This window comes from Ruegeria sp. B1 (genome assembly GCF_056535885.1).
The window spans coordinates 2,795,126-2,814,167 of sequence record NZ_JBQFJA010000001.1 but is presented as its reverse complement, the minus strand read 5'-3'; the positions used below and the strand labels follow the sequence as shown (position 1 = coordinate 2,814,167).

The window sequence follows — 19,042 nt, the reverse complement described above, 5'->3', positions numbered from 1 at the left end:
CGTGCGATCACTGCGGTGATTGAATGGGCCGTTGAAAATCTTAAAAATGCGAAAGGGGCCGTAACCCCTTTCTGGTGGGATAGGGGCCCGCTTATTCTTCGTAGACCAGGTTCCAAGCGCCGTTTTCGACGACGTTGACGAACACAGTATCGGCGCCTTGGTGATCATCGGGACCATAGGTGATGTGGTTGCCGACCAACTCGTCCTGATAATCCAGAGATTCCATCGCCGCGATAAAGCTCTCATGCGTCAGGTCAGGGCCTGCGGCGTCGAGCGCTTTGACCATCATCTCGGCGGCAGAATAGCCCAGCATCGAAAACCCGACCGGGTCTTCGCCGGTTGCGGCCTTGTACTCTTCGATAAACGCAGCCGGAACCGGGTCTTCAGCACGGGCCCACAGGTCCTGCCAGGACGCAGCGGCGTAGAAACCATCGGTCACGCCACCCGGAACCTGCGCGACCACGGTAAGGAAACTGGCGGACGTGCCCAGGAACTTCATATCGTCAAGGCCCATTTTCTTGGCTGTACCAACAACCGTGATGGCCTGACGCACACCCAGAGCGATCGTGACGATGTCACAACCTTCTTCCTTGAGCTTGCTCAGTGACCCAACGAAATCCGTCTCATCCGGTTTGTGCGTGGTCTCGGCAACAAAGGCGATCCCGGCCTCTTCCGCGCCGGTCTTACTGCCTTCGACGATCTCGGCGCCGAAGTCAGTGGGCAGGTACATGGTGCACACAGATTGCGATCCAAATTCACCGGCCAAATACTTCACGCCAACACGCGCCTGGTCGTAGTAGGTCGAAAAAGAGGTGAACTTGTTTTTCATCGGCTCCTGCAGCATCTGACGGGCTGCGGTCAGAGGCGCGACATTCGGAATGCCCTTGGGGTCCAGCAGCTTGAACCCGGCCAGGTTCATCGGCGTGCCCAGAGACTGCATCATGGCAAAGACCTTGTCGCGGTTCAGAAGCTTGTTGTAGCCCTGCATCGCGCGCGGCATCTGATAGCCATTGTCTTCGACAACAAAACGGATGGTGCGCCCATGCACACCACCAGCAGCATTTACGCGGTCAAACACCACGTTGGCGCCCTTGGTGGCTGGAACGCCGACCGCGGCAAAAATCCCGCTGAGGTCATTGACCGAACCGATGACGATCTCATCCTCGGTGACGCCTTGGGTTTCAGCCCAGCCCAGTGTTGCCGTTGCGGTCAAAGCGGTGGCCACGGCCATCCGTTTGAATGCGTTGTTCATCATTTTCCTCCCATTAATCCCGAATCTAAGTGTACATGTCTTCAATAAGATGACCGTGTTTCTTTTCCACCAGACCGCGTTTCAGTTTCATCGTCGCGGTCAACTCGTCATCTTCGGCGGTCAGCAGCACGTCGATCAGCCGGAAATCCTTGATCTGTTCGACCCGCGCAAACTCGGCATTCACTGCGTCGACCTCGGCCGCGATCAGATCCTTGACATCCGATGCCGCGCAGAGTGAGGCAAAATCTGAAAACGGTATCTTTCTGTCCTGCGCCAGTTTCTCGACATTCTCCTGATCGATCATGATCAGGGCCGTCAGGTACTTGCGCCGATCACCTATAACCACCGCGTCCGAGATGTAGTGGCTGAATTTCAAACGGCTTTCGATTTCAATCGGGGTGATATTCTTGCCGCCCGCAGTTATAATGATGTCCTTCAGGCGACCGGTGATGGTGACATAGCCCTCGTCATCAATAAAACCCATATCCCCGGTGCGCAGCCAGCCATCCGAGGTAAAGGTGTCCGCCGTTTTGGCATTGTTGCGCCAGTAGCCCTGAAAGATGTTCATACCCTTCAGCTGGATTTCGCCGTCTTCGGATATGCGGATATCATTTCCGGCGACGGCCCGGCCAATTGTCCCGATCCGGTTGTCGTCGGTTGTGTTGAGACAGGCCAGACCTGCGGTTTCGGTCATACCGAACCCTTCGACCAGAGGCACCCCGATGGCCCAGTACCACCGCAGCAGGTCCGTCGAAATCGGCGCCGCGCCGGTGCCACCCCGACGCATTCTGTCCATCCCCAGCATGCGCCGCAGGTTTTTCAGAACCAAGTGGTCCCAGACCCAATACCAGGCGGCAACACCCACCGGGACCGGTTTTCCCGCATTCAGGTAACCCGCGCGGGCAAACCCGGCTTTGAGTGCCAGGCCAAAGGCCAGACGCCCCAGCGGCGTCGCATCCTGCGACAGGATTTGCACCTGCGCGTAGATCTTTTCCCAAACACGGGGCACGGCGGTAAAGGTGGTAGGAGAGACCTCTTGCAGGTTCGCAAACACGGTTTCGGGGCTTTCCGCAAAGTTCACGGTACATCTGGCCGCAAGCGGGAAATAGACCGACACATCGCGTTCTAGAATATGACAGAGCGGCAGGAAGCACAGTTGCTCGTCACTGGCGAAAACCGGCAGCGAGCGCGCGCCGGATTCCATGGCCGCAAGGATGTTTTCATGACTCAGCATTGCGCCTTTGGGCTGCCCGGTTGTTCCGGATGTATAGACCAGAAGCGCGGTATCCTGCGGTTTCGCAAGGGCAATCTCCTCTTCGAACCAACCCGGGTTTTCCGCCTCGGCCTGTTTGCCCAATGCATAGAGTTCGTCGATCATCATGCATCTGGGATGATTCAGATCGTGCAGGCCTTCGTCTTCGAGAATAATGACCTTGAGCAGGTTGGGAACCTCGCTCTCGATTTCGAGAAACTTGTCCAGATGCTCTTCGTCCTCAACCACCAGAAACCGGCTGCCGCTGTTGTCGATCAGATATTGCAACTGGCTGGCCGAGTCGGTGGTGTAGACCCCCGAAGCGATCCCGCCCGCGCCCTGAATACCCATGTCGAACCAAGCCCATTCCTTGCGGTCCTCAGACAGAATCGATACCACATCGCCCCGCTCCATCCCCAGTTTGCGCAGGGCCAGACCGATCCATTTGGCATGCTGCCAGTAATCCGTCCAGGAATAGGATTTCCAAATACCCAGGTCTTTTTCGCGATGCGCTGTGCGGTTCCCCAGTTCCGCGCAGCGGCTCTGGAACAGTTCGCAGATCGTCAGACATCCGTCCACGCGCAACGGGCGCTGTCCAGGCGTCGCGTTAAACCGGACACCGTTCAGGGTGATCTGCGGGGGCAGGGGGCTGCTATCCATCCGGCTCACCTCCACGTCTTTTTCCGCTTCCAGCGGCGGTTTTCGCGGGCACCTTCTTCCTGAACGCCAAGATAGAAGTTCTGGATGTCCTCGGATTGCAGCAAGACATCAGCGGCCCCGTCCATGACGATACGCCCGACCTCCATCACATAGCCATGATGGGCCAATTCCAGGGCTGCATGCGCGTTTTGTTCGACCAGCATCATTGTCATGTTCTGTTCATCGTTCAGACGCTTGAGGATGCCAAAAATCTCCTGCACCAGCAGCGGCGACAGCCCAAGCGACGGTTCGTCGAGCAACATGATCTTGGGGTTCGCCATAAGCCCGCGCCCGATGGCAAGCATCTGTTGCTGCCCTCCGGATAACGTCCCGGCCTCTTGCGACCGCCGCTCCTTGAGAACCGGGAAATAGGAAAAAACGAGATCGCGGTCGCGTTCAATCTGCGCCTTGTCTGTCAACGTGTAGGCCCCAAGGCTCAGGTTTTCGTTCACCGTCAGCAGGGGAAAGACCTCGCGCCCTTCAGGGACATGCACGATCCCTTTTTGCACAACTTTATGAGGTTCCGAGCCCTGAATCTCCTGCCCCTCAAAGGTGATCTTGCCCTTTTCCGGGTCCATCACGCCCGACACCGTTTTCATCAGCGTCGTCTTGCCCGCCCCATTGGCACCCAGGATCGAAACAATCTGACCGGGATACACATCCAGCGAGACACCCCGAATGGCCATGATCGGTCCATAAAAGCTCTCGACATTGCGGATGGTCAGGATCGGCGCGCTCATGAGGCTTTCCCCAAATACGCCTCGACAACGGCGGGGTGAGATTGAACCTCGGCCGGGGTGCCCAATGCCAGCTTGGCCCCATCGGCCATGGCCAGAACCCGGTCGGATACGCCGGAGACAAGCCCCATATCATGTTCGACCATCAGAACCGTGATCCCCATCTGCCGCCGGATATCGTCGATCCACCACCGCATATCCGTGGTTTCTTCGACAGACAAGCCAGACGCGGGCTCGTCCAGCAGCAACAGCTGCGGGTCTGTGGCCAGCGCCCGGGCGACCTCGACCACCTTGCGCACACCATAGGGCAGACCCGAGATCATCTTGTCACGAAACGCCTGCAGATCGAGAAAGTCGATGATTTCTTCAACTTTTTCGCGGTGCTGCAACTCCTGCTTTCGCGCGGACGGGGTGAACAGGATTTCCGACACAAGATTGGTTTTTCGGTGCCGATGCCGCCCGACCAGCAGATTTTGCAGGACGGTGGCATGTTCGAACAGCTCGATATTCTGGAACGTCCGCGCCACGCCATAGGCCGCAACGCCCGACGGTTTCACCTGCAGAAGGTCGTGCCCGTCAAACCGGATCGATCCCGCGTGTGGGTCGTAGAATCGCGAGATCAGGTTGAAGACCGTCGATTTTCCGGCGCCATTGGGACCAACGATGGCAAAGACTTCGCCTTTCTCGACCTCAAAGGACAGATCATCCACCGCCATCAGGCCGCCGAATTTGAGCGTGACGTTCTCGAACTCCAGCAGGCTCATCTCAGGCGCTCCGTCTTGAGATAGGATTTCTGCCGTTTGAACATGTCTTTGCGGTAGAACGGGAACAGTTCGAACCAGGTGCGAATTTTCAGCCAGCGGCCATACATGCCCATCGGTTCGAACAGGATAAAGCCGATCAGGATCATGCCGAAGATACCGAACTCGAGGCCGGGAATGGCGACCGTGTTCCCACCGAAAATGGCACCGACATACTCCTTGGAGATCGACAGGAACTGCGGCAGAAATCCGATCACGATGGCGCCAAGGAACGCGCCATGGATCGACCCCAGCCCACCGATCACGATCATCATCAGCAACTGGATCGAAATCAGAACACTGAACGTTTCGTTGTTGAAAGCCCCGGCATACATACCCATCAGGGCACCGGCCCAGCCGGTCACGGCGCAGGACAGTGCGAAGGAGACTGTCTTGGCTTTGGCGATATCGACGCCCATGGCCTGCGCTGAGACCTCGGAATCGCGCACGGCGATGAAACTGCGGCCCAGCGGCGCGCGCAGCAGGTTGATGTAGCCAAACGTCACCAGGACCGCGACAGCCAGTACCAGCCAGAAGAACTCAACCGGTGTTGCCCAACGGTCAACCAGGTGGCCGAAGATTTCGACACCGCCAAGATATTTGCCGGACACGCCACCGGTCAGCGGCTCGGCCAACACGATGACGTCGTCCATCAGAATGGACAGGGCCATGGTGAAGATTGCGAGGTAAATGCCGTGCAGGCGCAGGGCAGGGATGGCCACCGTTACACCCGCGATCCCGGTCAAGATACCGGCCAGTGGAAACGCAATCAGAAACGGCACCCCGGCCTCGATCAGGATCACATTGGCATAGCAGCCAAAGGCAAGAAAGGCAGCGTGGCCCAGACTAACCTGACCCGTGTGCCCGGTCAGGATCATCAGGCCCATACCGGCGATCGCCCAGATCAGCACATTGGTCAACTCGCCCAGATAGAACGCGTCCAGCCACCAAGGGGCGGCGGCGGCAACCCCCAACAGGATCAGATACAGGCTCAACTGATACCGATCTTTCCACGGGCGGATGTCTTGCATGTAGTCAGTTTTGAATACGATCCGCATGCGTCAGACCTTCTTGACCCGGACCTGACTGAACAGCCCGTTTGGCCGGAAGATCAGCACTGCCAGCAACAGAGCATATGGGGCGATCTGGCTGTACCCGGCAGCGATGTAGCGGCTGGCAAAAGGTTCAATGACACCGACGATCAAACCACCCGCCAACGCACCGGGCAGGCTGCCAAAACCACCGATGACGGCGGCGGCAAACGCCTTGATCCCCAACAGCCCGGTGGCGGGATCCACCGACCCTTTGGCCGCGAACAGAATTCCGGCGATGCCTGCAACGACGCCGGCCAGCGCCCAGATAAAGCCCTGCACGCGCTTGACCGGGACTCCCATGTAATACGCGGCCAGCTGGTTTTGCGATGCGCCCTGCATGGCCAGTCCCAGTTTAGTTCGGCTGAAAAACACATAGAGACCCCAGGTCAGCAGCACGGTGACGACAATGACCGCCACATCCTCCATCCCCAGAACGAGACCGCCGAACCGTACCTCTTTCCCCGCCAGCGGGTTTTGCAGCGTCTGCGGCTCGTGCCCCCAGATCAGTCCAGCGACGAACCGGATGACGAACCCCAAAGCAATCGTAAGGATGACAACGGCAGTCTGGCTTTGACCGAACATGCGGCGGATGATCAGACGGTCCAGCAGATACCCCAGCGCCCCCATGATCCCCAGCGAGATCGGCAGCGCCAGCCAAAAGGGCAATCCCATGTATTCGGTATTGGTCAGACCGATGGTCACAAAAGCGCCCAGCATCATGAAATCGCCCTGTGCGAAATTCACCGCCTCGGTCGCCTTGTAGATCAGTACAAAACCCAGTGCGATCAGGCCATAGACACACCCGTTCGCCAGCCCGCTGATCAGCAGCTGCGCGTTATCCAAACTCACCTCCCCATGCCGGTTGTCCGGCGTTTTGAATGACCCGCGGCTTTCATCCGGTGCGCGGGGTTGGTTCTACTATGGCGCGATAATCACCTTTCCGTCACTCTTTTTCAGCGCACCTGCCAGATCCGGGATCAGATTTCTGAGCGTAAGCCGCTCTGACACATCGGTTTTCCATCGGCCATCCGCAAACCGTGCCTGAACTTCGGCCACGACCCGCATCTGGTCGGCCGGAGGCGTGGACATCATCCACTGCGTCAGCCAGAAGCCTTCGATCCGCTTGCCCATAAAGATCAGTTGTCCGGTCTGTGTCAGAGTGGGCGAGTCACTGCCCAACTTCCCATAACAGACCCACCGCGCCCGATTGGGCATCGCACAGAAGATCTGCTCGGAGAGTTGGTCCATCACGGCATCCAGAAACACGCGCGGTTTCATCGTTGTGCTCAATTCGGCGAATTGCGTGACAACATCTTCATCCGTGGTGACCAGCACTTCGGCGGCGCCCAGATCCTTTAGTGTGCCTGCCGTCTCGGCCCTGCGGACCAGAGCGATGGGTTTCAACCCCAGATCCCGCCCGAGGCTGCACATCAGCTTGCCCAACTGGCTGGTCGCGGCAGAGATCACAAAGGCCTCGCCATCCGCTTTGGCCACGTCGACCATGGCCACGGCCGTCAGCGGATTGACGATCTGGGCCGCCCCGTCGTCGTCCGAGATATCGGGGCGCAAAGGGATGCACATCTGCATCTGCGTCACCACATATTCCGCCCAGGCACCAGAGCCTGCGGCGACAAAAGCAACGCGCTGATCCTGCAAGGCTTCGGCACCCTTGCCGGTTGCCACGACATCGCCGCAACCCTCAAATCCGGCGGGCGCGCCCTTGGTGCGTGGCTGCCCGTATTCTCCCTTGATGAAATGCAGATCGGACGGGTTGACCGACGCGGTGCGTAAGCGGATCAGAACCTGCCCCGGACCAGGTTCGGGGACCGGCAATTCCGCTTCGGCCAGCCACTCGCCCGCATCCTCAATCACCGGACCAGTCATGGTACCGGAATACCCGTCATGTTTCAGGATCGTGGCAAACATCGTTTGGGGCAGGGCGGTCATATTGGCATCCTTGGTTCAATTCTGAAGGAGCGCGAACCGCGACAGAAACACATCTACCAAGGTCAGGCGAGGTCTGTGGCGGAGCGGGCTGTGGTAGTGACCCCAGCCAAGCAAATGTCACACAGGTCGTCAATTGAACTCGGCTCTAACGTAACGACAGCCCGGTCGTTATCGGAGGCCGGGGCCAATCTTTTGGATCAACCCCAGACGCCTTTATTGCTGTGTCAGCAGGGTGCGCAGTTCCTGAACCTTTTCGACAATCGTATCGGGCGCCGCCTGAATCTCATCGATGATCTGGATCGCCTGTGTCTTCAGCTCTTGCGTCAACTCACTGTCCTGAACAGACGCCACCATGGCGTCATAGTTAAACTGCTGTGCCGTCAGCATGCCGTCCTGAACCCACGAGTTGAAAAGGTCCTGGCCTTGGTTTGCCAGTGCGGCCACCTGATCACCCGCCTGATTGGCCAGATCAGCAGCTGTTTCGCCCGCCTGTTCAACGGCGTCAGAGGCCTGATCCGCTACCGACGAGGCCGCTTCGCTGGCCTGTTCAGTTGCTTGGTCTACCGCATCCGAGGTCGCCTCTTCCGCAGCCGATGCCGCTTCGTCAACAGCGTCCGTGGCGTCTTGTGCTGCGGTGTCCAGTTGTTCGGATGACGTGGCTTCGGGTTGGTTGAGATAAAAATAGCCGCCAACGCCAATGACGACGATGACGATGGCAAGAATAAGTGTGCGCGACATGAGAGACTCCTTTGAAAAATGTGCCGCCGAGATGGTTCAAAACTATCTGTTCCCAAAGGGGAATTCGCAGAAAATCTTTTCAGTTTCGGCCCATGAGCCATGGTATGCTGATCCCGTAGGTGCCCTATGGCGGGAACACGCCAACGTAACGGCACAGAACAGGTTTTTTGACGCAGGTCACTTGCATACGTCACATTGGCAAAACAACGGGCTGGCGGGGCGCGGCGCAGCGTTCATGCGCAGAACCAGGTCGCAACAGATGTATCCGGCGGGCCGGCGAAGCAGTCATTTCAGGCAAGTGGCGGAGAGACAGGGATTCGAACCCTGGGTGGGCTTGCACCCACAACGGTTTTCGAGACCGCCCCGTTCGACCACTCCGGCACCTCTCCGCGGGGGTCTGTGCAGGCGGGATTTAGTGAGGAACGAGCAGGGGCGCAAGCAGAAAATACCGGAATGGCGCAAAGCCAGGATTTTCCATTGCCTGCGGGGATAAAACACCTAGGCTGATAGGTATGACCCATTTCGCTCAGCGTATCGCTCTTTCATGCCTGGTGCCGCTTTTGGCGCTTGTCCTTATCCCGTCACAGTCTGCCGCGGCCAACCGCGACCGGATCGAGGCGTTTTTGACAACCACCGGTTTTGACGTTGCCCTGGAAAGCATCGCGCTTGCCTCCGGCTCGGCCCCGCAGATGCTGGGTATTGATCCGGACGGGTTCGGGTCCGACTGGACGCGCCTGACCGCGGAGGTGTTCGATACTGAAGGCATGCATGAAACCGCCGTTTCCATTCTGGAGCAGACGCTGAGTGATGAAGCGCTGGCCCACGCGGTGGATTTTTATGCCTCGGATCTGGGTCAGCGGCTGGTCGTGGCGGAAAACGCCTCTCACATGATCGAAGACGATGAAGCCAAGCAGCGGGAAGGTAAGGAGATCATCGCCGACCTGATACAAGACGGATCGCAGCGGGTCGAAAGTTTTAAACGGATGAACCGTGCCATCGATTCCAGCGGCACGACGCTGCGCGCGCTACAGGAAATCCAGCTGCGCTTTCTGCTGGCCGCCAGCGCGTCGGGGGTGATCGATCTGCAACTCGGGGCGGACGAGATACGCATGATGATGAAGCGCAACGAAGCCGCAATGCGCCAGTCGCTGCAACTGTCGGCGCTTGCTGGCGCCGCTTATACCTATCAGGACTTTTCGGATGCAGATGTGGATGCCTATGTCGTCGCCCTTGAACAACCGCTGATGCAGGAAGTGTACGAATTGCTGAACGCCATTCAGTACGAGATCATGGCGATGCGGTTCGAGGTTCTGGCGGCCCGAATGGCCGAACTGCACCCGGCGCAGGATATCTGATGCGTCTGATCGCGTTTTTGTCTGCGTTTCTGGTTTGTGGTACGCCGCTTTTTGCCAATGACAAGGTGGAGAAATTGGCGCAGGCGATGCGCCTCTCCGAAGTCATGGATATTCTGGCAAATGAGGGCGACGATCAGCGCCGCGAACTGGATGAAACCATGTTGGGCAACACCGGCGGTGCCTTCTTTGAGGCGCAGGTGGGGGATATCTATGACACAGTCTGGATGCGCGAACGGGTCACGGACGCATTCGAACAGGGGCTGACGGACACGCAGCTGGACCAGGCGATCCTGTTTTTTGAGAGTGATTTGGGCCAGACGATTATCGAGTTGGAGAATTCGGCACGTCAGGCCATTTCGGATGAGGCCATCGAAGCGATGGCGCGGGACGCCTACAATGAGGTCGCGCGCGATTCCGTTTTTTATGAACTGGTGGACGAGTACATTCAGGTCAACAACCTGATCGAACAGAATGTGCAGGGTGCGCTGAGCGCGGATTACAACTTCTTTCGAGGCTTGGATCACGAGGCGATGACCGATGAGGCCGCGCTGCTGGCCGATCTGTTGTCGCGCAAGGATGACATGACCGCCGAGACAACCTCATGGCTGTATGCCTTTCTGTTGATGGCTTATCGCCCTCTGGATGAGGCGCAGATACGCGAGAACATCGCGTTTTCGCGCACCGAGACGGGCAGGGCGCTGAACGAGGCCCTGTTTGACGGGTTTGACCGGATGCTTGATGGCATTTCGTTCCGGCTGGGCGAAGCTGTTGCAATGGTTCTGAACGGGTCTGAACTTTAGCGCGGCTTTGCTGTTGACTTTCCGACGCAATCTATGGATAAGCGCCCATCCCGGCCGGTTTACCGCGCCGGGTCTCGTTATTATTTGACCCATGCGACATCGTCAAAGGGTCAATCACACAGCCCGAAAAGGGCGCGCTGTTCGAGGTGGCTTCAGTTTCTATTGGGGCCAAAACACCCGTAAGGGGACCACAGAACGCGGGTTAGAAAAGGAAAGACGCATGTTTGCGGTCCTCAAGACTGGCGGCAAGCAGTACAAGGTTCAGGCGGGCGATATGCTCCGCGTTGAAAAACTGGCTGCCGACGCAGGTGAAAAAGTTCAATTCAACGATGTTCTGATGCTGGGCGGTGACGCTCCGGTTATTGGCGCACCGTTCGTCGAAGGCGCCGGCGTTCAGGCCGAAGTGATCGAACAGATCAAAGGTGACAAGGTCATCAAGTTCGTCAAGCGCCGTCGTAAGCACAGCTCGAAACGCACCGTTGGCCACCGTCAGAAACTGACATTGGTCAAGATAACCGACATCCTGTCGTCGGGCGCTGACAAGTCGGGCATCAAAGCGGCTACCGGGTCTGCTCCGGCTGGCGAAGCTGCTCCGGCGGCGAAAAAGCCCGCCAAGAAAGCTGAGCCCAAAGCAAAAGCCGAAGTCAAAGCAGAAGCGCCTGCCGCTGCGGCTGCTGCGGACGATCTGACCGCGCTGACCGGTGTCGGCCCCGCCGCCGCCAAAAAGCTGGTCGCGGCCGGTATCGAGAGCTTTGCCGCTCTGGCCGCCTTGTCGGACGAGCAGATTGCTGCTATCGACACCATCAAAGTGAAACCCGAATGGGTTGAGCAGGCCAAAGATCTGGCCAAAGGCTAAGGAGAGAGAGAATGGCACATAAAAAAGCTGGCGGTTCCTCCCGTAACGGTCGCGACTCAGCTGGTCGCCGCCTTGGCGTGAAACTCTATGGTGGCCAGGCCGCCATCGCAGGCAACATCATCGTGCGTCAGCGCGGCACCAAGTTCTGGCCGGGCGAAGGCGTAGGCATGGGCAAAGATCATACCATCTTTGCAACCACCGATGGCGCCGTGAAGTTCCACAAGGGACTTAAAAACCGCACCTTTATTTCGGTCCTGCCAGTGGCGGAGGCCGCAGAGTAAGCCGAAACCCAGAAGGTTTAAGAAAAATTCATGGGGGACCGGCAGAAAGTGCCGGTCCCCTTTCTCGTTTTAACGCAGTTTTGATCGAACGTTCAGATGGCAGTCGCAACGACCAGTTTCCTCATTTTTGCCGCCTCTCAGGTCGGCACGCCGGGACCGGCCAACATGGTCCTGCTTGGAACCGGCGCGCGTTACGGCTTTCGGGCGGCGTTGCCGTTTGTCGCGGGTGTGATCCTGGGCAAGCAATTGATCATCTGGCCCGTCGGTTTTGGCTTGATGCAGATGGCCGAACAGGCGCCGATGGTGTTTTCGGTGCTGAAATATGCTTCGGCTGCTTATATTTGCTGGCTTGCCTGGAAAATCGCCAACCTGCGCCTGTCGCGCAGTCAGGGCGATGCAGACGTGCCCGGGTTTTGGTCGGGGCTGATTGTGCACCCGTTGAATCCCAAGGCTTGGGCGATGATCATTGCCGGATTTACCGGGTTTGTCGCGGCAGGAACGCCCAGTGTTCAGGCGACGTTAACGATTGCTCTGTGCCTACTACTTTGCCAGATCGTCTTGCACCCCATCTGGACATTTGCAGGGGACAGAATAGCCCACGCGGTTGAAGGACGACCGGTGGAAAAATATCTGATGTGGACGTTAGCGAGTCTCACTGTTGCATCCGTACTTTTTGTGTTGTTCGGAGGAGGAACGCATTCATGAAACTTGAGACAATAATAAACCAGCCGGTCATTGAAACCGAGCGGTTCGACCTGCGCCCGTTGCGCCGGTCGGATTTGGGTCTCATCGAACATTATGCAGGTGATGAGCGCGTTGCGCGTATGACAACCAGTATCGCGCACCCCCTGCCACCGGGTTCGACCGAGGCGTTTGTCACCCGGTCGATGGCGGACGAGCGGGATGAGGACGTCTGGGTCATGGACGCCACCAAGGACGGTGGCCCGGAACTGATTGGCCTGATCTCTCTCAAACGGCTGGATCGCAACCAGTCCGAGGTCGGCTATTGGGTCGCTCCGATTTACTGGAATACCGGGATCGCGTCGTTGGCTGTGGAAATACTGGTCAAGGCGAACCCGCTGGAAAACGCGACCATGTTTGCAAGTGTGTTTCAGGACAACCCGGCCTCGGCCCGGGTGCTGACCCATTGCGGGTTTGAATATCTGGGGGACGCCGAAAGCTATTCGGTGGCGCGCGATGCGAATGTGCCCACCTGGACATACAGCAAAAAACTCTGACTTGTGGCCGGTGGGACCTTTGCAGTAGGGGACAGACATGAAATTTCTCGATCTTGCAAAGGTCTACATCCGGTCCGGGGCCGGAGGCAGTGGCTGCGTCAGTTTTCGGCGCGAAAAATACATTGAGTATGGCGGCCCCGACGGTGGCGATGGCGGCAAGGGCGGGTCGGTCTGGGCCGAGGTTGTGGACGGGCTGAACACCCTGATCGACTTTCGCTATCAGCAGCATTTCTTTGCCAAAAACGGCCAGCCCGGGCGCGGACAGCAACGGACCGGCAAGGATGGGGATGATATCATCCTGCGCGTACCGGTGGGCACGGAAATCCTGGACGAAGACGAAGAGACGGTGATTGCCGACCTGACGCAGGTCGGTGAGCGCGTGCTGCTGGCCAAGGGTGGAAATGGTGGATTCGGCAACCTGCACTTCAAATCGGCTACCAATCAGGCCCCGCGCCGGGCCAATCCGGGGCAGGCGGGGATTGACCGAACCATCTGGCTGCGGCTCAAGCTGATTGCGGATGTCGGTCTGCTGGGCATGCCTAATGCGGGCAAGTCCACCTTTCTGGCAGCCACATCAAATGCACGCCCCAAGATTGCGGACTATCCGTTTACCACCCTACATCCCAATCTGGGTGTTGTCGGGGTCGACAGTGTCGAATTCGTCGTGGCCGACATCCCCGGCCTGATCGAGGGCGCCCACGAAGGCCGGGGGATCGGCGACCGGTTTCTGGGCCATGTGGAACGCTGCGCGGTTCTGCTGCATCTGGTTGATGGCACCTTGGAAACTGTGGTCGAGGATTATCGCACGATCATAACCGAACTCGAAGCTTATGGCGGGGAACTGGCGGACAAGCCCCGCATCACTGTTCTGAACAAGATCGATGCACTGGACGATGACGAGCGTGACCTCATTAAATCCGAATTGGAACAGGCTGTTGGTGGCCCGGTCATGACCATGTCAGGTGTCGCGCGTCTGGGCGTGACGGAGGTGCTTCGGGCGCTGAGGGCTCAGATTGACGAAAACCGTTTGCGCCAGAAACCTGCCGAGGAGGCTCAGCTGTGGCAACCCTGACCACAGCGCGCCGTCTGGTTGTCAAGATCGGGTCTGCCTTGCTGGTGGACCGTCATTCGGGGTTGTTGCGGTCGGAGTGGTTAAAGTCGCTGGCGAAAGATGTGGCCTGGTTGAAAGGCCAGGGCACAGATGTGATTCTCGTGTCCTCCGGTTCCATCGCGCTGGGTCGGGGCGTTCTGGGTCTGCCCGTTGCGACCTTGCCGTTAGAGCAGTCTCAGGCCGCTGCGGCTGTGGGGCAAATCCGACTGGCGCGTGCCTATGAAGAAGCGTTGACGCCGCATACCATCACAACCGCTCAGGTTCTTGTCACGCTGGAAGACAGCGAAGATCGCCGACGCTATCTGAACTCGCGCGCAACGCTGGAAACGTTGCTGGGCTTGGGTGTTGTGCCCATCGTCAATGAAAACGATACCGTTGCCACCGATGAAATCCGCTACGGAGACAATGACAGGCTGGCCGCCCAGATCGCCGTCACGGTTGGGGCTGATCAGTTGGTCCTTTTGTCGGATGTAGATGGCTTTTATTCCGGCAATCCAAATGACAACCCGTCGGCCACGCGGTATGACGCCATTGACCGCATCACTCCCGAGATCGAGGCGATGGCGGGTGATGCCGGCTCTGGTTTGTCCAAAGGTGGAATGAAGACCAAACTTCTGGCCGCCAAGATGGCCACAGCGGCCGGGTGTGATATGGCGATCACAGAAGGTTCGACGCTTAACCCGCTGCAATCGCTGGAAAATGGCGCGAACTGCACGTGGTTCACCGCAACGCTCGACCCTCATGCGGCGCGCAAACGTTGGATCTCGGCGATGAAACCCCGGGGCGAGATTACTATTGATGATGGTGCGGCCCACGCTTTGCACAATGGTAAAAGCCTGTTGCCTGCGGGTATCGTGGAGGTGACCGGTGATTTTGGGCGTGGCGATCCTGTTGCGGTCCTGGATCCTCAGGCCCGCCGACTGGCGCAGGGGATCAGCCGCTATACGGCACAGGAGGCGGATGCGATCAAAGGGCGCAAATCCTCGGAAATCGAGGCAACGCTGGGGTATCCTGGCCGCGCCGTGTTGATCCACAGGGACGACTTGGCGCTGTGACGGTGCAGAAAGGCATATGATATGAAGCACTTTGACAACATACCCGCCCTGATGGCCGATCTTGGTAAACGCGCCAAAGAGGCTGCGCGCGAGTTGGCCTTTGCCAGTGCCGAACGCAAACATGCGGCCCTGATCGCCGCCGCTGATGCCGTTTGGGCAAATCGCGCCCAGATCATTGAGGCCAACAAAAAGGATCTGGAGTTCGGGCACAACAAGGGCCTGAGCCCCGCGATGATGGACCGTCTGATGCTGGACGAGGCGCGCATTCAGGGTATGGTCGACGGGCTGCGCACTGTCGCCGAGCAATCCGATCCCGTTGGTGAAGTGATCAGCGAATGGGACATGCCCTCTGGCCTGAGTATCCAGCGGGTCCGCACACCCTTGGGCGTGATCGGGGTGATCTATGAAAGTCGCCCCAACGTGACAGCCGATGCAGGTGCGTTATGCCTGAAATCCGGCAACGCCGTGATCCTACGGGGCGGGTCCGAAGGGTTTCACTCTTCAATTGCCATTCACGCCTGCCTGGTCGATGGCCTGAAAGCAGCAAACCTGCCCGAAGACGCCATTCAGCTTGTGCCGACCCGTGATCGGGCCGCTGTACAGGAGTTGCTGACCATGACGGATTCGGTCGACGTGATCGTTCCGCGCGGCGGCAAAGGGTTGGTGGGTCTGGTACAGCGCGAGGCGCGCGTGCCGGTCTTTGCCCATCTCGAAGGCATCGTTCACATCTACATCGACAAAGCGGCCGATCCGCAGAAAACGCTGGACGTCGTACTAAACGCCAAGACCCGTCGCACCGGCATCTGCGGCGCCGCCGAGTGCCTTTTGGTTCATCAGGATGTGGTAGACACGCTCGGGCGAGACGTGATCTCAGCCTTGCTGGCGGCTGGTGTCGAGGTGCATGCCGACGGCGCCCTGGCGATCGACGGCACGGTTGCTGCCGGCGGTGATGACTGGGGGAAGGAATTCCTCGACAGCATCATAGCGGCAAAACCGGTCGCCGATATCGATGCGGCCATTGCACATATTCAGCGCTACGGATCGAACCATACCGATTGCATCATGACCGAAGACGCGACAGCCGCAGCCCGGTTCTTTGAACGGTTGGACAGCGCCATTCTGATGCACAACGCCTCAACCCAGTTCGCGGATGGCGGAGAATTTGGCATGGGCGCCGAAATCGGGATCGCGACGGGTAAAATGCATGCCCGCGGCCCGGTGGGTGCAGCACAATTGACCAGTTTCAAGTATCTCGTCCGCGGGAACGGTACGATCCGCGCCTAGAACCGAAGGGTGACGCGGGTTGAGTTGGTCTCCACCACAACCCGCCGCCCCAGTGCAGTGGCGGTTGCAGGCAAGAGTGCAAATTGTACCTGTGCTGGCGAAATCTTGTTGGGAAAACGTCCCGTGGCGACGTGCTTCCAAAGATCACTGTCCAAATTCATCTTGTCGGCCGTGCCTGTGACCACCCATTTGCCATTCAGTTGCGCAATCTCGACATCACCACCCAGAGGCATCGCACTTTCGCAGCACATCAGCGCTAGAAAGGCCAGCTTGACCTGGCTGCGCGGTATGGGCTCGGCCACCTTCCAGTGGACACGCACACGGCCCGCACGCTCGATATCCTTGAGCAAATCCGCCACCTCGGACCGCCCCAAAGGCTGGTCGCTAGAGGACCCGAATGCGACGCGGAAAAAGCGTATGCGCGCCCCGGCGCTGCCGACGCTGCCCGAGATCAGTTCCATCTCGGGGCCCTGAACGGCACCAACCATGTCCAGCAGCTCCAGCCCGTTGGTAATGGCGCCGATCGGGCTGATCAGATCATGGCAGATCCGGGAACCGATCAACTCGGCCAGGTTGACGTCCGATGCGCCCATGCGTACCTCCTGATGTATCTGCCAAATGTAGGGACCGGAGCCACAGCATGACAGACCTGAATGCCATTCTTGCACCGGGGATGTTTGTCCGCCACCCGGATTTCCCCGATTGGGGCGTCGGACAGGTTCAGTCCAACATCGCAGGCAAAATCACCGTGAACTTTCGCGAACAGGGAAAAGTGGTGATCGACGGAACGCGCATCGCCCTGATGCCGGTCTTTGATCCGTGAAACTGGTTTAGGAAAGGTTAACGGATCCGGCCTCGGGAGATCATGTTGCCAATGCCCGCAGAACTGCGATATCTGCCCCTCACAACACAAAAGGAACGACATTCCGGACATGGCTGACGCTGGCCCCTCGTTCACAATCCGACTCGCCGAAACCGAGGATGACCTGCGCGCCGCCCAGCGGCTGCGGTATGAGGTGTTCGTTAAAGAGTTGGGCGGCGGCGGCGATATGGTGGATCATGAAGCCGGTCTGGAACGGGACAAGTTTGATCCGTATTTCGATCACATGCTGGCCTACGATGATACAACTGGCGAAGCTGTGGGTGTTTACAGATTGTTGCCCGGTGATCGTGCTGCTGAACTCGGCCAGTTTTATTCCGAGGACGAGTACGATCTGACCGTTCTCAAAACCAGCGGTCGCAAGCTATTGGAACTTGGGCGGTCCTGTCTGCACCGCGACTATCGCGGCGGCATGGCGATGTACCATCTCTGGAATGGTCTGGCGGCTTACGTTGCAGAACGCGACATCGAAGTGCTGTTCGGTGTCGCCAGTTTTCACGGCACAGATGTGCAGGCGCTGGCGCAGCCCTTGTCGATGCTGCACCACAATCATCTGGCGCCGCCGGACCTAAGGGTCACGGCACAACCCGACGTGTTTCAGTCGATGAACCTCGTTGCCCCGGACGCGTTGGATCGCCGCGCGGCAATGGTGCAGGTGCCTGCATTGATCAAGGCGTATCTGCGTTTGGGCGGTTTCGTGGGCGAGGGGGCCTTTATCGATCATGCCTTTAACACAACGGATGTCTGCCTGATCCTGGACACGGCGCGCATGACCGAGCGGCAGAAACGAATTTACAGTGGGGCCTGATCCCGTGAGTGAGCCGCTTTGGAACAGCGAGGATGCGCCCGACCCGCTTGAGTTGGGCGTTTGGGGCTGGGCCCTGGCTGCTCTGCGCGGCCTGCCACTGGCCCTTCTGGTTTTTGGCGGTCTGATAGTGTTGCTGGCAGTTCGGTTGATTGAACTACCGATTTTTGGTGTGCGCAGGCCGGTCACGCCCTTCATCACGCAATTTGTCTGCCGCAATGCATTCAGAATACTGGGAATGGGGTATCGCACCTCGGGCACATTGATGCGCGAACGTGGCGCTGTTGTTGCCAATCACTCCTCCTGGTTGGATATCTTTGCGCTGAATGCCCGCAAACGGATCTATTTTGTCTCCAAAGCCGAGGTCGCAGGCTGGCCTGGTATCGGCTGGCTGGCGCGGGCTACCGGAACCGTGTTCATCGAGCGTGATCGGAAAAAGGCCAAGGAACAGACACTGGTCTTTGAAGAACGCCTGAAGGCGGGCCATAAGCTACTGTTCTTTCCCGAGGGCACCTCGACCGACGGCCTGCGTGTTTTGCCTTTTAAAACAACACTCTTTGCCGCATTCTTCGCGGATGAGCTGCGCGAATTTATGTACGTCCAGCCCGTCTCGGTGGTCTTTCACGCTCCAAAAGGGCAGCCGGACAGGTTCTACGGCTGGTGGGGCGACATGGACTTTGGGCCGCATTTGCTCAAGACACTCGGTGCGACCCGGCAAGGGTCGGTTGAACTGATTTATCACGAACCCGCCAAGGTCAGCGATTTTGACAGCCGCAAGGCGCTGGCAGAGCATTGTGAGCAGGCTGTGCGCCATGCACACAACTTGGCACATTTGTCATAAAGATATGCGGAAGATCA

The 19,042-nt window shown here is 58.4% G+C and carries 21 protein-coding genes and 1 tRNA gene; 12 read left to right on the top strand and 10 right to left on the bottom strand.

Going from position 1 to position 19,042, the window contains the following annotated elements; all coding sequences use genetic code 11:
- Nucleotides 1-91: 91 nt before the first annotated feature.
- From ACR3ES_RS13895 to ACR3ES_RS13855, 9 genes are all read right to left on the bottom strand, one after another.
- Entirely contained in the window at nt 92-1,252 is a 1,161-nt protein-coding gene (locus ACR3ES_RS13895) for an ABC transporter substrate-binding protein (protein WP_170430471.1), read from the bottom strand.
- A 25-nt stretch (nt 1,253-1,277) separates the two neighbouring features.
- A complete protein-coding gene (locus ACR3ES_RS13890) occupies nt 1,278-3,164 on the bottom strand; it encodes an AMP-dependent synthetase/ligase (RefSeq protein WP_170430473.1) in 1,887 nt (628 codons plus the stop codon).
- A gap of 5 nt (nt 3,165-3,169) precedes the next feature.
- Nucleotides 3,170-3,943, bottom strand: a complete 774-nt coding sequence (locus tag ACR3ES_RS13885) for an ABC transporter ATP-binding protein (RefSeq protein WP_170430475.1) — start codon at nt 3,941-3,943, stop codon at nt 3,170-3,172.
- Nucleotides 3,940-4,704, bottom strand: a complete 765-nt coding sequence (locus tag ACR3ES_RS13880; protein ID WP_480425496.1) for an ABC transporter ATP-binding protein — start codon at nt 4,702-4,704, stop codon at nt 3,940-3,942. The genes ACR3ES_RS13885 and ACR3ES_RS13880 overlap by 4 nt, the downstream gene beginning before the upstream one ends.
- On the bottom strand, nt 4,701-5,798 hold the full coding sequence (locus ACR3ES_RS13875; RefSeq protein WP_170430479.1) for a branched-chain amino acid ABC transporter permease: 1,098 nt from the start codon (nt 5,796-5,798) through the stop codon (nt 4,701-4,703). The genes ACR3ES_RS13880 and ACR3ES_RS13875 overlap by 4 nt, the downstream gene beginning before the upstream one ends.
- A 3-nt stretch (nt 5,799-5,801) precedes the next feature.
- Complete coding sequence (locus tag ACR3ES_RS13870; protein WP_170430481.1) at nt 5,802-6,677, bottom strand: branched-chain amino acid ABC transporter permease; 876 nt, start codon at nt 6,675-6,677, stop codon at nt 5,802-5,804.
- 75 nt (nt 6,678-6,752) lie between these two features.
- Nucleotides 6,753-7,781 (bottom strand): alcohol dehydrogenase catalytic domain-containing protein, encoded by a 1,029-nt coding sequence (locus ACR3ES_RS13865; protein ID WP_170430483.1) that lies wholly within the window; start codon nt 7,779-7,781, stop codon nt 6,753-6,755.
- 213 nt (nt 7,782-7,994) lie between these two features.
- Nucleotides 7,995-8,519, bottom strand: a complete 525-nt coding sequence (locus tag ACR3ES_RS13860) for a hypothetical protein (RefSeq protein WP_170430485.1) — start codon at nt 8,517-8,519, stop codon at nt 7,995-7,997.
- Between the two features lie 299 nt (nt 8,520-8,818).
- A tRNA-Ser gene (locus ACR3ES_RS13855) sits at nt 8,819-8,908 on the bottom strand.
- Nucleotides 8,909-9,031: 123 nt separating this feature from the next.
- Between ACR3ES_RS13855 and ACR3ES_RS13850 the strand changes: the two genes are divergently transcribed.
- The 9 genes from ACR3ES_RS13850 to ACR3ES_RS13810 all read left to right on the top strand — a co-directional run bounded on the left by ACR3ES_RS13850 (nt 9,032) and on the right by ACR3ES_RS13810 (nt 16,499).
- A complete protein-coding gene (locus ACR3ES_RS13850; RefSeq protein WP_170430487.1) occupies nt 9,032-9,874 on the top strand; it encodes a DUF2059 domain-containing protein in 843 nt (280 codons plus the stop codon).
- On the top strand, nt 9,874-10,674 hold the full coding sequence (locus ACR3ES_RS13845) for a DUF2059 domain-containing protein (protein WP_170430489.1): 801 nt from the start codon (nt 9,874-9,876) through the stop codon (nt 10,672-10,674). The genes ACR3ES_RS13850 and ACR3ES_RS13845 overlap by 1 nt, the downstream gene beginning before the upstream one ends.
- Before the next feature lie 220 nt (nt 10,675-10,894).
- Nucleotides 10,895-11,530: a 50S ribosomal protein L21 gene (locus ACR3ES_RS13840; protein ID WP_170430491.1), complete on the top strand. Its 636-nt coding sequence runs from the start codon at nt 10,895-10,897 to the stop codon at nt 11,528-11,530.
- Between the two features lie 11 nt (nt 11,531-11,541).
- A complete protein-coding gene (gene rpmA / locus ACR3ES_RS13835; RefSeq protein WP_039535512.1) occupies nt 11,542-11,811 on the top strand; it encodes a 50S ribosomal protein L27 in 270 nt (89 codons plus the stop codon).
- A 96-nt stretch (nt 11,812-11,907) separates the two neighbouring features.
- The gene (locus ACR3ES_RS13830) at nt 11,908-12,516 is read left to right on the top strand and encodes a LysE family translocator (RefSeq protein WP_170430493.1); all 609 of its coding nucleotides are present in this window, start codon (nt 11,908-11,910) and stop codon (nt 12,514-12,516) included.
- A complete protein-coding gene (locus ACR3ES_RS13825) occupies nt 12,513-13,049 on the top strand; it encodes a GNAT family N-acetyltransferase (RefSeq protein ID WP_170430495.1) in 537 nt (178 codons plus the stop codon). Before ACR3ES_RS13830 ends, ACR3ES_RS13825 begins: the two co-directional genes overlap by 4 nt.
- A gap of 37 nt (nt 13,050-13,086) precedes the next feature.
- A complete protein-coding gene (obgE, locus tag ACR3ES_RS13820) occupies nt 13,087-14,121 on the top strand; it encodes a GTPase ObgE (protein ID WP_170430496.1) in 1,035 nt (344 codons plus the stop codon).
- Nucleotides 14,109-15,215 carry a glutamate 5-kinase gene (gene proB / locus ACR3ES_RS13815; RefSeq protein WP_170430498.1) on the top strand — a complete coding sequence of 369 codons (1,107 nt, stop codon included), beginning with the start codon at nt 14,109-14,111 and terminating at the stop codon, nt 15,213-15,215. The genes obgE and proB overlap by 13 nt, the downstream gene beginning before the upstream one ends.
- Nucleotides 15,216-15,236: 21 nt before the next feature.
- Nucleotides 15,237-16,499, top strand: coding sequence for a glutamate-5-semialdehyde dehydrogenase (locus ACR3ES_RS13810; protein ID WP_170430500.1), 1,263 nt, complete (start codon nt 15,237-15,239; stop codon nt 16,497-16,499).
- On the opposite strand, the gene ACR3ES_RS13805 is transcribed toward ACR3ES_RS13810, so the two are convergent.
- Complete coding sequence (locus ACR3ES_RS13805; RefSeq protein WP_480425492.1) at nt 16,496-17,092, bottom strand: histidine phosphotransferase family protein; 597 nt, start codon at nt 17,090-17,092, stop codon at nt 16,496-16,498. The two genes, ACR3ES_RS13810 and ACR3ES_RS13805, sit on opposite strands and share 4 nt — an antisense overlap.
- A gap of 47 nt (nt 17,093-17,139) precedes the next feature.
- On the opposite strand from ACR3ES_RS13805, the gene ACR3ES_RS13800 reads away from it, so the two are divergent.
- The 3 genes from ACR3ES_RS13800 (at nt 17,140) to olsA (ending at nt 19,025) form a co-directional block, all read left to right on the top strand.
- Nucleotides 17,140-17,322 (top strand): DUF3553 domain-containing protein, encoded by a 183-nt coding sequence (locus ACR3ES_RS13800; protein WP_170430504.1) that lies wholly within the window; start codon nt 17,140-17,142, stop codon nt 17,320-17,322.
- Nucleotides 17,323-17,431: 109 nt separating this feature from the next.
- Nucleotides 17,432-18,187 (top strand): L-ornithine N(alpha)-acyltransferase, encoded by a 756-nt coding sequence (gene olsB, locus ACR3ES_RS13795; RefSeq protein WP_170430506.1) that lies wholly within the window; start codon nt 17,432-17,434, stop codon nt 18,185-18,187.
- A gap of 4 nt (nt 18,188-18,191) precedes the next feature.
- Nucleotides 18,192-19,025 carry a lyso-ornithine lipid O-acyltransferase gene (gene olsA / locus ACR3ES_RS13790; RefSeq protein ID WP_170430508.1) on the top strand — a complete coding sequence of 278 codons (834 nt, stop codon included), beginning with the start codon at nt 18,192-18,194 and terminating at the stop codon, nt 19,023-19,025.
- Nucleotides 19,026-19,042: the final 17 nt, after the last annotated feature.